The sequence below is a fragment of the Terrisphaera buseokensis genome (assembly GCF_047521145.2).
In the GTDB taxonomy this organism is placed as follows: domain Bacteria; phylum Verrucomicrobiota; class Verrucomicrobiia; order Opitutales; family Opitutaceae; genus ER46.
In genome coordinates this window covers 5,514,579-5,527,981 of record NZ_CM134186.1, presented here as the reverse complement: position 1 = coordinate 5,527,981, position 13,403 = coordinate 5,514,579, and the positions used below count along the sequence as shown (strand labels likewise).

At 65.8% G+C, this 13,403-nt stretch carries 12 protein-coding genes; 1 reads left to right on the top strand and 11 read right to left on the bottom strand.

Going from position 1 to position 13,403, the window contains the following annotated elements; genetic code table 11:
* Nucleotides 1–72: 72 nt before the first annotated feature.
* Entirely contained in the window at nt 73–504 is a 432-nt protein-coding gene (locus ACLJEU_RS20790) for a hypothetical protein (protein WP_457795285.1), read from the top strand.
* A 142-nt stretch (nt 505–646) separates the two neighbouring features.
* Here ACLJEU_RS20790 and ACLJEU_RS20785 read toward each other — a convergent pair whose 3' ends face one another.
* From ACLJEU_RS20785 to ACLJEU_RS20735, 11 genes are all read right to left on the bottom strand, one after another.
* On the bottom strand, nt 647–1,366 hold the full coding sequence (locus tag ACLJEU_RS20785; RefSeq protein WP_414663276.1) for a Crp/Fnr family transcriptional regulator: 720 nt from the start codon (nt 1,364–1,366) through the stop codon (nt 647–649).
* Between the two features lie 61 nt (nt 1,367–1,427).
* Nucleotides 1,428–1,670 carry a DUF2249 domain-containing protein gene (locus tag ACLJEU_RS20780; protein ID WP_457795284.1) on the bottom strand — a complete coding sequence of 81 codons (243 nt, stop codon included), beginning with the start codon at nt 1,668–1,670 and terminating at the stop codon, nt 1,428–1,430.
* Between the two features lie 14 nt (nt 1,671–1,684).
* Nucleotides 1,685–2,365 carry an SCO family protein gene (locus ACLJEU_RS20775; protein ID WP_414663274.1) on the bottom strand — a complete coding sequence of 227 codons (681 nt, stop codon included), beginning with the start codon at nt 2,363–2,365 and terminating at the stop codon, nt 1,685–1,687.
* Nucleotides 2,362–3,144 carry a formylglycine-generating enzyme family protein gene (locus ACLJEU_RS20770; protein WP_414663273.1) on the bottom strand — a complete coding sequence of 261 codons (783 nt, stop codon included), beginning with the start codon at nt 3,142–3,144 and terminating at the stop codon, nt 2,362–2,364. The genes ACLJEU_RS20775 and ACLJEU_RS20770 overlap by 4 nt, the downstream gene beginning before the upstream one ends.
* A 4-nt stretch (nt 3,145–3,148) precedes the next feature.
* Nucleotides 3,149–4,654: a copper-containing nitrite reductase gene (nirK, locus tag ACLJEU_RS20765; RefSeq protein WP_414663272.1), complete on the bottom strand. Its 1,506-nt coding sequence runs from the start codon at nt 4,652–4,654 to the stop codon at nt 3,149–3,151.
* 159 nt (nt 4,655–4,813) lie between these two features.
* Nucleotides 4,814–5,614: a YwiC-like family protein gene (locus tag ACLJEU_RS20760; protein ID WP_414663271.1), complete on the bottom strand. Its 801-nt coding sequence runs from the start codon at nt 5,612–5,614 to the stop codon at nt 4,814–4,816.
* Nucleotides 5,615–5,751: 137 nt separating this feature from the next.
* Nucleotides 5,752–8,292, bottom strand: coding sequence for an ATP cone domain-containing protein (locus ACLJEU_RS20755; protein WP_414663270.1), 2,541 nt, complete (start codon nt 8,290–8,292; stop codon nt 5,752–5,754).
* 412 nt (nt 8,293–8,704) lie between these two features.
* A complete protein-coding gene (locus ACLJEU_RS20750) occupies nt 8,705–10,039 on the bottom strand; it encodes a hypothetical protein (RefSeq protein WP_414663269.1) in 1,335 nt (444 codons plus the stop codon).
* A gap of 116 nt (nt 10,040–10,155) precedes the next feature.
* A complete protein-coding gene (gene ric / locus ACLJEU_RS20745; protein ID WP_414663268.1) occupies nt 10,156–10,881 on the bottom strand; it encodes an iron-sulfur cluster repair di-iron protein in 726 nt (241 codons plus the stop codon).
* 93 nt (nt 10,882–10,974) lie between these two features.
* Nucleotides 10,975–11,889 (bottom strand): helix-turn-helix domain-containing protein, encoded by a 915-nt coding sequence (locus tag ACLJEU_RS20740; RefSeq protein ID WP_414663267.1) that lies wholly within the window; start codon nt 11,887–11,889, stop codon nt 10,975–10,977.
* 3 nt (nt 11,890–11,892) lie between these two features.
* Nucleotides 11,893–13,200 carry an acetyl-CoA hydrolase/transferase family protein gene (locus ACLJEU_RS20735; RefSeq protein WP_414663266.1) on the bottom strand — a complete coding sequence of 436 codons (1,308 nt, stop codon included), beginning with the start codon at nt 13,198–13,200 and terminating at the stop codon, nt 11,893–11,895.
* Between the last annotated feature and the right edge of the window lie 203 nt (nt 13,201–13,403).

The window sequence follows — 13,403 nt, the reverse complement described above, 5'->3', positions numbered from 1 at the left end:
GGCATGCAGGAATCACTATTGAGCGGTCTTCGCGCCCGCCGGCCCGAAGTGCGGGCTCACTGGGAGGGCTTGTTGCGCGCCGAGCCGGTTAACTCACCGCTTGGCCATCCGGATGCATTGGTCCACCTCATCGACTGGACGCTCGACGAACTGTTTCTTGCGCTGACAAATCCCCTGGCCCGCCACCGCGCGGGTGGCACCCGCTTTGCCCACGAGGAGAAGCCAGCCTGCCCGTGCGGGCGGAATCCGCTGCTCGCGTACTTTGTGGCCGGTGAACAGGCGATGCTCGAAGCGCTGGTGCTGGCGCAGGCCGCCACGCCGGGACTGGAGCCGCTCGAACGCGATGCGTCGTTCAACGAACTCAATCTCGTGATCCAGCAGATCGCCCGACGAGAGATCGAAGCCTTTTGCGGGATCTGTCAGTTCCGTCACGCCCTCCAGGTGCGTCCACCGGCGACGCTCAGCTGCAGTTTCTCCGAATACGCGCCGTCGTTGGCGACGTGAGGGGGCAGGACTGAGTTGAGAGCTGAGGGTTGAGAGTTGAGAGAAAAGACAATTTGTCCCGTGACCGGCGTCTGCTCGGCGTACGCGAGCCGCCAATTGATCTGTCAACCCTCAACTCTCAGCTCTCAACGTCCTCTTCCCCTCAGCCTTCGCCGAGCAGGCGGCTGAAACGCGTCCGCAGCGCCGCGGTGTTGCGCACCTTGAGGGTGTTGCCTGACACGGCCAGCAATTCCTCCGCGCGCAATCGCGCAAACGTACGCGAGAGGGTTTCGCTGCTCGTGCCGAGTTCGGCCGCCAGCACGCGTTTCGTCATGCCGAGTTCCACGGTCGTCTCGGCCTGGGTCTCGTGCTTGCAGCGCTTGAGCAACCAGTGAATGAAACGGGTCTCGACGTCCTTGAGTGTCAGATCCTCGACGAGTCCGACGAGCACGCGCAAATGCTGGCTCATCGAACCAAGCATGCGCAGCCCGAGTTCAGGCCGCCGCGCGAGCAACGCCAGAAACGGTGCCTTCGGAATCACAACCACGGACGAGGCCTCGATGGCGCGCGCATTCGCGGGATAGCCGCGTTCGCCGGCCACCGAGGCTTCCGCGAGCGATTCCCCCGTGCGAAACACATAGATCACCTGCTCCTTGCCCGTGACGCTCACGCGGTGAACGTTGAGCGATCCTTTTTGCACGACGTAAAAGCCCTCGGACGGATCGCCTTCACGGAAAAGGTAGCTGTCCTTGTCAACGTTTCGCAGCTGCGAGAAACCCGCGATGGTCTCGAGCTCAGCCGGCGGCAGGCCCGAGAACAACTGACACGAACGGAGTGTACCGGCGATGGCGGCGTTGCGTAGGGGCGTGACGTCAGTCGGCACGGCGCGATCCAAGCGACCCGATGCTGTCACGTCGCGCCAAATCTTCCGTCGACTGGAGCCATCACGCGTCGCCGCGGCGGAAACGCGTCTCCCACGCCCCGTCGTGGCGTCGCTCCGGCCGGGCTTCGAAGCCCTCGCCCTGCAGTTTTTCGATCAGCGGCGATGGCATGAACGGCGTGATCAACGCGAGCGTGTCGCCGGGCTGCAGCGCTTGAATCGCCGCCATGATTTTGGGAAACGGCTCGCCCCCTTCCGCGATCAGGGGACGGACGTCGAGTTGTCGGAGTTGCCGGGGAGCGGACATGGTCAGGGCGGGTTTCATTGGGCGGCAAGCACGACGGCTTTCGCGGCGTCGGAGACGTCACCCTGCAGCCCGGCGTGTTGATGGACGATCTCGCCGCCGGCGTTCAGCACGGTGAAAAGATTCGAGTGCGCGAACTGGCCGCGGGCGTCCTGCTTGAATTTAACGCCGAGCAGCATCGCGAGATCCTGCACGGCCGACGCCTCGCCCCGCAGCAGGGTCCAGTGATCGTCGAGGGTCATGCGGGCGCGAAACGCCTTGAGCGCCGCGGGGGTGTCGCGCGCGGTGTCGAAGCTCACGAGCACAATCTGCGTGCGATCCCGCTCCGCGGCCGGCAGCGCGGCGCGCAGGCGTTGCAGATCGTTCACGAGGACGGGACAGGCGTATTCGCAGCTGGCGAAAAACATCGCGACGATCACGGGCTGGCCGCGCAGCGACGCAAGGCGGACCGGGCGGTTGGCGTCGTTGGTCCAGATGGCGTCGTGTTGGTAGAGCGAGCGCTGGCTGAGCGGCGCGGCGGGTTTGATTTCCTCGCAGCACGGCGCGACCGCGGACGTGGCGGCGACGGACTTGGTGGCGTCACAGCACGTGGGCGTGGCGTCGGCCGCTGGGCAGCAGGGCGGGAGTGCAGGTGCGTCGGCGGCTGACAGCGAGGCGGCGGTGGCAAGCGCGGCGGCGAGGAGGATGCGGGAGTTCATGGTGATTGGGCGCAGCGGAAGCCGAGGTTGGGCACGGCGTAGGTGGCGCGAACGGAGCTGCGAAAACCGACGCGCATGAAGGCGGGAAAATCCGAAGGATCGCGGACGCCGGCGGCGCCCGCTCCGCAAAACAGGTTTCTTTCCAGGCCGGTGTCGGCCCGGGATTCGCCGGTGACCATGGCGGTGTTGAAGTCGTCGACCCACTCCCAGACCAGCGCGTGCAGATCGCGGACGCCAAAAACATTGGGCCGGCCCTTGCCGGCATCGGGCAGCCGTTCCGGCGTCGGGCGCGTGAACCAGGCGAGCACGGTGGCACTGAAGCCCGGTTCCTTCGCGCCGTCCTCCTGCGTAAAGCCGGCGGCGGCGGCCCGCTCCCATTCCGCCGTGGTCGGGAGGCGTTTGCCCGCGGCCTGGGCGTAGGCCCGGACGGCGAACCAGGAGACCCGGATGACGGGCGCGTCCGCCGGGGCGCGCGGACCGAGCTCAAGATCACCGGCCCAGTCCGCGAGGTAGCCCGTATCCGCAAACAAAGGACTGACGCGGGAACGCTGCCACGACGGATGGGCCCGGACGAACGCGAGAAACTCGGCATTCGTCACGGGCCGGACATCGAGCCAGAACGCCGCGACCGGCACTTTCTCCGGCTCGTCCTTGCTCCGGATCAGCGGCGCGTAGGTCCCGGAGGGAATCCAGGTCATGCCGGCGGGAGCCGCGGTTTCAGCGCGCGCGCCCGCCCCGCACAGGCCGGACAGGAGAAGCAGGGCGAGGGACGCGCGCATGGGATTACTTGTTGTCGCCCCGGACGCGTTTCACGTCGGGCACGGTGACATGGCCGTAGTCGTTGCCCCAGGAATTCATCACGTAGGTCAGCACGTCGGCGACCTGATCGTCGGTGAACTCCTGCGGCGGCATCATGTTGTTGTAGGATTTGCCATTGACCGTGACCGGACCGCTGAGGCCCTTCAGCACGACCTTGATCGCGCGATCCTTGTCGGCCTTTAGGTAATCGGAGTTGGCCAGCGGCGGAAACACGCCGGGCAGGCCCTCGCCGGTGGCCATGTGACAGGCGAAGCACGAGGTGAGGAACACCTTCTTGCCGCGCTCGAGTTGTATTTCCTTCGTGATATTCGCGATCTGCGGATTGGCGGCGATGGCCTTTTCCTTCTGTGCGACGAGCTCGGCTTCGCGTTTGCTGGCGGCGAAACCGGCGTCGGAAGCCTGGCCGATGTAGACTTCGTCGACTTCCTTGCCCGAGTAGAGCAGCGGATTCTCGGGCCCGGTGACCTTGAGCATGCCGAGCGCGCCCTTGTTGAAAGCGCGGGAAAGCGAGTGATCGACGAGGACAAACGTGCCGGGGACGTCGACCTTGAAGTCGACGACAGTGGAACCTCCGGACGGCACCATCGTGGTTTGCACGTGGCGTTGCGACGGGAGCGCGCCGCCCTCGAGATAAACGGTGTCGAAGATCTCGCCGATGATGTGGAATGACGAGGTCACGTTGGGGCCACCGACGCCGAAATAGAGCCGGACCTTGTCGCCGACCGTGGCCTGGAGGGCCTTGTCACCGACGAGCGAGCCGACCGCGCCGTTGAACACGACGTACGGAGGCCGCTCATCCTCGGCCTTCATCGGATCGAAGTTCTGCAGGCCCGGTTCGCCGTGGCGACCGGACGTGTAGATTTCGCCCTGCATCACATAGAATTCCCGATCGACCGCGGGCAGGGCTTCCTTCGGATCGACGAGAATTAGCCCGTACATGCCATTGGCGATGTGCATCGGCACCGGCGCCGTCGCGCAGTGATAGACAAACAGACCCGGATTCAAGGCCGTGAAGGAAAACTGCGAGGAGTGACCGGGCGCGGTGAACGACGACGCGGCGCCGCCACCGGGACCGGTGACGGCGTGGAGATCGATGTTATGCGGCATCTTCGAGGTCGGATGATTGTTGAGATGGAACTCAACGAAATCGCCTTCGCGCACGCGGATGAACGAACCGGGAACGTTGCCGCCGTAGGTCCAGAAGGTATACTCGACGCCGTCGGCGAGACGCTTCACGACTTCGCGCACCTCGAGATTGACGATGACCTTGGCGGCGTGCTGGCGCTTGATGGGCGGCGGGACGTTCGGAGCCTCGGTCAGCACTGCAATCTCGACCGGCAGATCGGCGGCGAGCTTGCTGCCGGGTTTGGCGAGGACGGTGCCCTCGGAAGCGGCGAGGCGCGGGGCCAGCGCCGCGAACGCGAGCAGTGCGGCGGTGGAGCAGTAGTAGCGAAGAGCAGGGGATTTCATGGTGGGCGTGATAACGTGAGTGGAGTTTAGACGAGGTGGGGCGGTCCGGCCTTGATGTGGGTCAAGCGAGTGGGAGTTGGTCGTTCAGTATGGCTTTTGCGGCCGGAATGAGCTGTTCGGATCATGCGATAGAAGGGGCATCCCTTGCGGATTTCGGTGCTATTCCGCCCACGTGGCGGCGATACCGACGACGAACACGACGCCGAGAACGGCTTCGATCATGCCCAACGTACTGCCGCGCAACGCGGGTCGGGGAACGGCGAGCCACAGGAACGCGCGCACTGCGAGCAGCGCGGTCGCAAGCACGGCGAACCACGGAGCCACGCCGTGCCGGGCCAGCACCACCGCGGCCACCAGCGCCAGCGCGGCGCTCAGCAGCGCGGGCGTGGTGGAAACCTTGATCTTCTTGGCGATCCGCAATGCGGCGCGAATGCACAGCACCGTCGGCACCGCGCGTCCGCACATCAGCAGCGCCAGCGCGATCGCGACGAGCGGTGGCCGCCCGGCGAGGATGGCAAACGCGGCCGGCAGGAGGGCAAACGCCGTGGCACCCGCCACCTCGGCCGCTTCCTCGCGCCCGGAATTACGGAGATCGAAGGCGAGGAAAACGCCCCCGGCGATGAGCGCGGGCGTGAGCCAGATGAGCCAGTTCCAGCCGCCGAGGGCGACCGCGGCGGCCATCGCGACCGCGGCGACCAGCGTGCAACTGACAAAGGCCCGGCGCGCGACCGTGCGACGATCCGGCTTGGTTTCCAGCATCGCCAGACGCAGCGGCCGGCGGGCCAGAAACGCGGCGCATACGGTCACGGCGAGCGCGGCGCCGGCGGCCGAGGGAGCTGCCATCAGCCCGAAAGCCAGCGGCTCAAGGGCCAGCGACCAGCTCCCGTGCTCCTTCGGGAGCAGCACGGCCCGCCACGACAAGGCCGACGGGAGACGGAGCAAGGGCAGGACGTTTTCCATGGCCCTAGCATAGCCTGCCGGTATCCGCCCCGCCTTGATTCAGGTCAAACGGGATGAACTTCGTCATCGCGCCGCGATGCGCGCGTTCGAGGGCGAATCCCTCGAGCGGAAACCCGCCGCTCCAGGGTTGAGCTGCGTCAGATGATCTCACACGCACCGCCGGCGCAGGCCACGGTCTGCTTGAGATCGGTTTCGTCCGAGGCCTCGTGCATGAGCGTGTAGTCGACGGGATTCGGATGCAGCGCATTCCAGCGGGCGATGTCGGCCTCGCTCGACACCTCCTCGCGGGGCGCTTGGGCGTAGGCCTTGTCGCCCGCGTCCTGCAGCAGCGAAATGCCGGTGAAAAAGCGGCGGTTCGCCCAGATGAAGTCAGCGACCTCGTCCCATTCGTCGCCGCGAACCGTGCACGTGTTTGACACGTTGTGGTGCAGATCCGGCGAGCGCGAAAGCGGATCGCCGCCCGGAATCACCCAGTATTGCTGCACGAGTTTCACCAGCTCCAGGAATTGGATGGCCGAGAGGTCCTTCCGCAGAATCGCCTTCTTCGGCGCCTCGACTGGAAACGTGATCACGTCGTCAGTGTCGGGCGCGTATACCGAGGCCTCCGTCATCTGGGGATTCACGGCCTTGAAGAACAGGTACACCTGCTCCTTCCGGTTCGCCTGGACGCGCCGGAAATAACGGCGTGAGTGATGCGGATGGATGCCGGAGGCGGCGTTGAGAATCAGCGATGCCGTGCCCTCGGGTTTGCAGGTGGTGAGCTTCACCGCGGGGCGGATGCCGAGGAGGCCGGCGACGAGCCGGTTGGTTGCGCGGCAGAGCGACGCGCCGTTGGCGAGGGTGTCCGGATCGAACAGCACCGCGGGGTTGTCCATGAAGCCGCAGATCGAGACGCCGAGCAGCGCGTCGTGCTCGTTCAGCAGCCGCGTGACAGGCCCGAGGTACGGCATGGCGGTGTACGCCGCCTGCAACGTGCCGATCACGCTCGCCGCGATGCAGGCCTTGAAGAACGCCAGCTCGGTCGTTGCGGCCTGGCCGTTGATCGTCGTGAGATTGCAGTGCTGAAAACCCGAGAGGCGGGTCGTGCCCGGCAGATCGCCGGTATAGCCCTCGGCGTACAAGCGGCTGACCTCCTCCGGCGACAGCTCCCAGTCGACGACCGGGAGCAGGCTGATTTCGGCGCACGGGTTGCAGCCGGCCTCGGGATGGTCGCAGAAGAAAAAGCCCGGCTCGCCAAACTCCTTCTGCGCGCGAAACAGTTTGCGGAACGGCTCCGAGGACGCGTCGCGCCGCGACACGACGGCGGAGTTGTTCGAGGCCGAGCGCTGCGGGTGGTGCTCGAACCAGTTGCCGGTCTTCGCGTTCATCATCTCCTCGTCGTCCGGCGAGAACAGGCAGATCGTAGCCGAACGGCGGATACCGCCGGCGAGGACCGCCTTGGCGATGAACATGTTGATGTCGTAGACCTCGATCGGGCGCAGCGCGCGGCCGCTCGCGTGCTCGAGGATGCGCTCGACGTGCGCGAGCGCCTTCTTGAGCGGAAGGTGGCCGGGCGCCTTGCCGCCCGAGGTCTTCAACGCCGCGCCGCGCGCGCGAATGGCCGAGTAGTTGAATTCGATTTTCTTCCCCTCGAGGAACGAGGCGAAGAGCGCGTGCAGCGCGTCCGACCAGCCCTCGATGGTGTCGGCAATGTGAAAGTGCCACACCGGCAGCTCCGCTTCCTTGCCGCGCTTCGGCAGGGCGGGGAGCAGCGCGATGTGATGGCGCTGCACGGAAAAGCCGACGCCGCAGCCGCTGAGCAGCAGGAAGAAGTATTCGCGGAAAAACTCGACGCGATCGACGTTCGAGAAGCTGCAATTGAACATGCGGCTGTGGTTCTGGAGAATGGCGTCACCGCCAAACTGCATCGAACGCATGCTCGGGAGCACGTGCTTCTGCGTCACCTGCGTGAAGGCGTCGCGGATGATCCGCGCCAGCGGCACGCCGCCCAGCGTGCGCATCAGCAGTCCCGCCTCATCACCGGCGAGGGCCTGCACGTCGGCCGGCAGCGTCGCCGGCACCTGGCGATCCAGCCGGTCGGCGAAAAAGCTGAGATGCATATCGCGCACGCGATCGACGCCCTCGGCGAACACCTCGCGCCGGCCGAGATCCGGACGGTAGCGCGCGTATTTCGCCATCGCGATGTAGTCCGCCATGCCGTTGTCGGCGTACGACACCAGCCGCCGCTCCGAACGGCGCGCGCGATACAGCATGTACGTGCGTGCGACCTCCCAGTTGCCCGCGGCGGCGATCGCCTTCTCCACGGCGTCCTGCACCTGCTCGATCGAGGGATGCCGGCCGTTGCGATAGTGCAGCTCGAGCATCTGCGAAACGGAACCCGCGATCGCCTTCACTTCGACGAAATCGGCGCCGGCCAGCCCGAAGCACGCGAGCGCGTCGTCGCGATACGGATTCGGCGCGTTGTCCGTGCGCACCTCGTGATACGCCAGTGCAATGGCTCGAATCACCTTGTTGAGATCGAACCGCACCCGGGTGCTGTCGCGTTTCACGACCATGCGCTCCTCCGGCCCGATGGCGCGATTCAGGAGGGTGGCCCCGTGCACCCGCGTGGCACGCAGCGCGGTCGGCAAATCAAGGGACGTCTGGAGGCGGGAGGTGGCGGCGAGGTTCGAATGCATGGGCGGAGGACGGCGAGGAACGGGAGCGGCGGCGGAGAGGAACGGAACGAAACGCCCGCGGCGGTCCGGAGGGCGGCGGAAGGAGAGGGAGAGGAACGAAGATGACCGTGTGGGTGAGGCTTCGAACGAGTCGGGACACGTCGCCATCGCGATCGTTATTCCGGAGGCAACCACTACCGCTTGTGGTGATGTCGCCGTCAATCCCCCACCGCTGGGGCGGTGTGGTTATTAAGCGGCATCATCGTCGACTGTCCTTGCGCTCACGGAGTGGCGGAAGGTTTCGCTCGCGGACGCACGCGGCGGACGGATTTCGGCCTTCAAAATCCGCGCACCAAGAAACGCGGAGTCGCGGTGGGCCGGGTGTTGGAAATCGTTGCCGGCGCGAAACTGGGCCGGCCGGAAGACGCGGGCTTTATTCCGACGGCGTGTTCGCCGCGGCTCCCGTTTTCGCGGACCAGCGCCGCTTCACGTCCGGGTGCGTCTCGATAAGGATGGCGTAGATCCGCTGTTTTTCGTCCGCGGGCAGATAGGCGTAGCGATCCTTCGGATCCCGGCTGGTGAGCACGGCCTGCAGGCGATCGAGGATCCTGACCTTGAGCGTTTCCGGCAGGCCGCGGAAGGTGTCGGAGTAGATCAGGTAACTGCAGCGCTGGGCGAAGAGCCGGTCCTCGAGTTGCAGATCCTTCAGCGCGAGCCCGGAGGCCGTGCGCGGCGTCTGGCGGGCGAAGGCCGCGCGGAAGTCGGCGTGACCCTTTACGCCCGTGGGCAGCGGCGCGGCCTTGCGAAAGAGCAGGTGGTCGAGCACGTCCTGAACGGCGCTCGCAAACACGCTCTTCACGCTATCGTAGGCGGGTTCGTCGGTGACGGTTTCCTTGAACGTCGTCTGCAGCCCGTGCTGGTACGCGGTCATTTTCCGCGCCATGAAGTTCGCGCGCGTGAGACTGTTCTGCATCGCCATCTGGTGCTCGGCGATGAGCAGCGCGACCACATCGCTCGTGGGTCGCAGGTACTCGGGCGTGGCGAAGAAACCCGAGAGTTCGTCGGGCCGTTGCGTCGACGGCGTGAACTGCAGCTGGTTGTCCCGTTCGGTCGAGAGGACGTTGCCGCGATGGGGGGCGGTGCCCTTGTAGCCCGTGACGTACCAGCCGCCCCAGCGTTGTTCGAACGGCGTCTCGTCGTCGACGACCACCGTGCCGTGGCGCAACAGCGGTTCACCGGTGTCGTCGGCAAAGACGGAGCGAATGAACACGCCTGGAACGTCGCGCACGAAGCTGCCGCCGTGGCAGCGCAGACAATCGCCGTCGCGCTCGATCTTGGGTTTGCCACCGGGCTGGCTGCGGGCGTCCACGGCGTAAAAAACCGGCCCGAGTTGCGGATCAATGGCGACGACTTCAATCAATCCGCCCGGGACCCAGCCGATGTAGGCCGTATCTGAATAGTAGAGGGCGCGGGGCCGGTCGGGTCGAATCCGGCCGCGCTGCAGGCTCGTCTTGGAAAACACCAGAATCTGACTGGAGGCGGGCACGCCCATGGCGTCCAGCACCGCTTGCAGGATCTGCTTTTCGCTGCCGGCAAAGGTCAACTCGCCGGACGCGAGCCGCTGCTGGAGCTTCGCAAACGCATCGTTCGCCGGCGTGGCGGAGTAACTGACCGGCGGCTGTTCGTAATCGGGGATGCCCTGGGCGCAGACGGTGGCGGCGACGGCAAGTCCGGTGGCGGTGGCGAAGAGGGCGCGACGGAGGCTCATGCGGGCGGGGTGAGGGTGGGGTCGGCGCTGGCGGCGCAGGGACGGCGGACGGCGCGGTGAGAAAGCGTGGAGGCGGACGAAACCATCGTAGTACGATACAAAGCCAGGTTCGGCGTTCAGGCAAGCACCCGGCTCTCGCGGTCGAGGGCACGCGGAAAGAGGATGTTGTTTTCCTTGTGGACGTGTTCGTGCAGGTCGGACTCCAGCTCGGCGAGGCCGGCCAGCAGGGCGCGGTGGGTGTTGCACGCCTCCGCGTTCGGCGTAAAGCCGTCGGTCAGCTCGCGCAGGCGGGCCAGCGCTGCGCCGGCACCGTCGTGTTCGAGCTCCATCTGGCGGATGGGATGTGCGATGCTGCCGCAGTGGCCCGCGGCGTCGCGCTGCCCGAGTTCGATGGCCCGCACCATGGGGAACAGAATTTCCTCCTCCTTCATCATGTGCAGAAACATCTCCCCGGCCAGTTCGCGGACGGTGGCGGCGATGGCAACCAGCCGGGCGTCGCGTTCGCCATGCTTGGCGGCGACGCGATCGGCGAACTCGACGAGCCGCGGCAGCTCCGCGCGCAGATACGCGTGGTGCGTGCCCTCGATGTGATCGGCAAGGGCGGTGAGGGAAAGGGCCGCGGCGTCCGCCATCGGGCGTTCATCGGCGGAGTCGGCGGTCGCCTCGAGCAGGACGAGTAATGTGGCCGGATCCAGTTTTCGCGCGGCGCAGGCCTGGGCGAGGCTGCGTTTGCCGCCGCAGCAATAGTCGATGCCGACGCGTTCGAAGATCCGGGCGAGCCTGGGCTGGGCGGCGACGATTTCACCGACCGTGGTTTCAGGAGTGCAGGTGAGGGTGGGCATGGGAGAAGGCGCCCCGATCGGGGTGCGTCTCATTCTGCCCTGGATGCGGGCAGACCGCCTTGACGCGCATCAAGGATTCCGCGGTCTCCTCGATCAATGCGCCGCCGGCGTGCCGTGCAACTGATCGCGATAGGTGGTCGGCGAGAGTCCGGCGATCCGGCGAAACACGCGATTGAACTGGGAGAGCGACTGGAAGCCCGCCTCGTAGGCGGCTTCGCTGACCCGCTTGTGCGGATTCAACAGAAGGTTCTTCACCTTCTCGACGCGCACCCGGGCGAGGTAGTCCGTGAAGGTCATCCCCGTCGCCTTCTTGAACGTCTTGCAGAAATAGAAGGCGCTCATGTTCACCGAACGCGCCACCTCGGTCAGCGACAGCTCCTCGGCGTGGCGTTCGGAGATGTAGGTGCGCGCCTTGCTGATCGCGGGCGATTCCGCCGACGCCTCCTCCACCATCAACTGATTGCTCAGCGCGGAGAGATGCTGCGCGAAAATGGTCAGCAGCCGCAGGATGGAGTCGTACTGCTTGCGGGTGATGACGCGGGACTGGAAGTACGCCTCCTCGAGCCGCTTCAAATCCACCTCGGTCCCGAACTTGAGCAGTTCCCGCGTGGCCTTCGCGAAGTCCGCCTGCGCGGGCGCGTGCAGCAGGATCTGGCCGGTCTGCAGGAAGGCGATGAGGTTGTTGCCCACGCGCACCGGCACGGCGGAGTCGCACAGGCCGGCGAAGCACTTGAGCGTTTTCGGCTGCAGCTGGGCCTCGACCTCGACGCGCTTCTGCAGTTGCAGGCACGCGGCGCAGGAGTGATTCGACTGCGCCATGAGCGCGCAGAATGGATTCTCCTTCGGGTCGCCGTGATGGGGGAGATCAAACGCCTCGATCGGGCGCAGGTTGATCGGCAGCCCGGTCGTCTCGCGAAACGCGTGCTCGTAGTCGCGGTAGACCTGGGAGCGTTTCAAGCGGGCGACGAGCGTCCGACTCTGCCCGGCGTTGATCGATTCGTCAGACATGGTTTAGGTGGCGCCTGTTTTCATAGAGAAATGCCGGGCTTGCGCAAGGTCCCGTGTCAGCTCCGCGCGAAAGTCCGGATGCGCAATCGAAATCAGCGCCTCGCCGCGCTCGCGGATCGATTTGCCGTGGAGGTTCACCGCACCGTATTCGGTCACGACCCAGTGCACGTGGCCGCGCGTCGTGACGACCCCCGCGCCGGCGTTGAGCTGCACCACCAGCCGCGAGATGCGGCCGCTCGAGGCGGTGGACGGCAGCGCGATGATCGGTTTTCCGCCGGGTGAAAGCGCGGCGCCGCGGATGAAATCCATCTGGCCGCCGATGCCGGAGAAAATCCTGTGGCCGATCGAGTCCGCGCACACCTGGCCGGAGAGATCGATCTGGATGGCGGAGTTGATCGCGACAACCTTCTTGTTCTTGCGAATCACCGAGGTGTCATTCGTCCAGTCGCACGGGTAGAACGCGACGAGCGGATTGTCGTGCACGAAGTCGAAGAGCCGGCGCGTGCCGTTGACGAAGCTCGTGACGATCCGGCCGACACCGACGGATTTCATCCGGTTCGTGACCGCGCCCGACTCGACGAGATCGACCACGCGATCCGAAAACATCTCGGTGTGAATGCCCAGATCGCGACGGTCGTGCAGCCGCGCGAGCACGGCGTCAGGAATCGCGCCGATGCCCATTTGCAGCGTGGCTTCATCCTCCACCAAGGCGGCCACGAATTCTCCGATCCGCGCCTCGACGTCGCTCTCCGGCGCCAGGTGATGCTCGACGAGCGGACGATCGGTGGCGACGAACGCATGGACGCGATCGAGGGGAATGACATTGTTGCCGTGGGTGCGTGGCATCTGTTCGTTGATCTCGGCGACGATCACCCGTGCGGTGTCCGCCGCGGCCTTGGCGGCGTCGCAGGACGTGCCAAGCGAACACAGGCCGTGCGCGTCCGGCGGCGAGAGTTGGAGGATCGCGACGTCCAGCTTCACCGCGCGCGACAGAAACAGCCCCGGAATATCCGAGAGGAAAATCGGCACGAAGTCCGCGCGGTTGTCGGCGATCGCCTGCCGGAGCGGAGCGCCGGTGAAGAGCGAGACGGATCGGAATTCCCCCTCGCGACCCGGGTCGGCGAAAGGCGCCGGGCCCGCGGTGTGCAGATGATAGATCCGCACATCAGCCAGATCGCGACGGGCACAGAGCGCGTCCACCAAGGGAGCGGGCGTGGCGCAGGCCCCGTGGAGAAACAAGTTGGTGCCGCTTTTCACCACCGAGATGACATCGGCGGCGGTTACGGCGCGGGATTTCCAACGATTAGGCATGGTGAAAGGTTTGGTTATCAGTGTGGGTTCAGCCCGCATTCTGCGAAGTCTCGAATCTGTGCATCCGATGCCAAGTCATGCGCATTAATTGTTGTACGGTGAGGGTGTGACGCGCCGTGCTTTCAGGCGGGGCAAATCCTGCGTGGCACCGTCCTTCTTCCCGGACGGGCGTGCGCGATGGATTCAACCCCGGACGAGGTTGG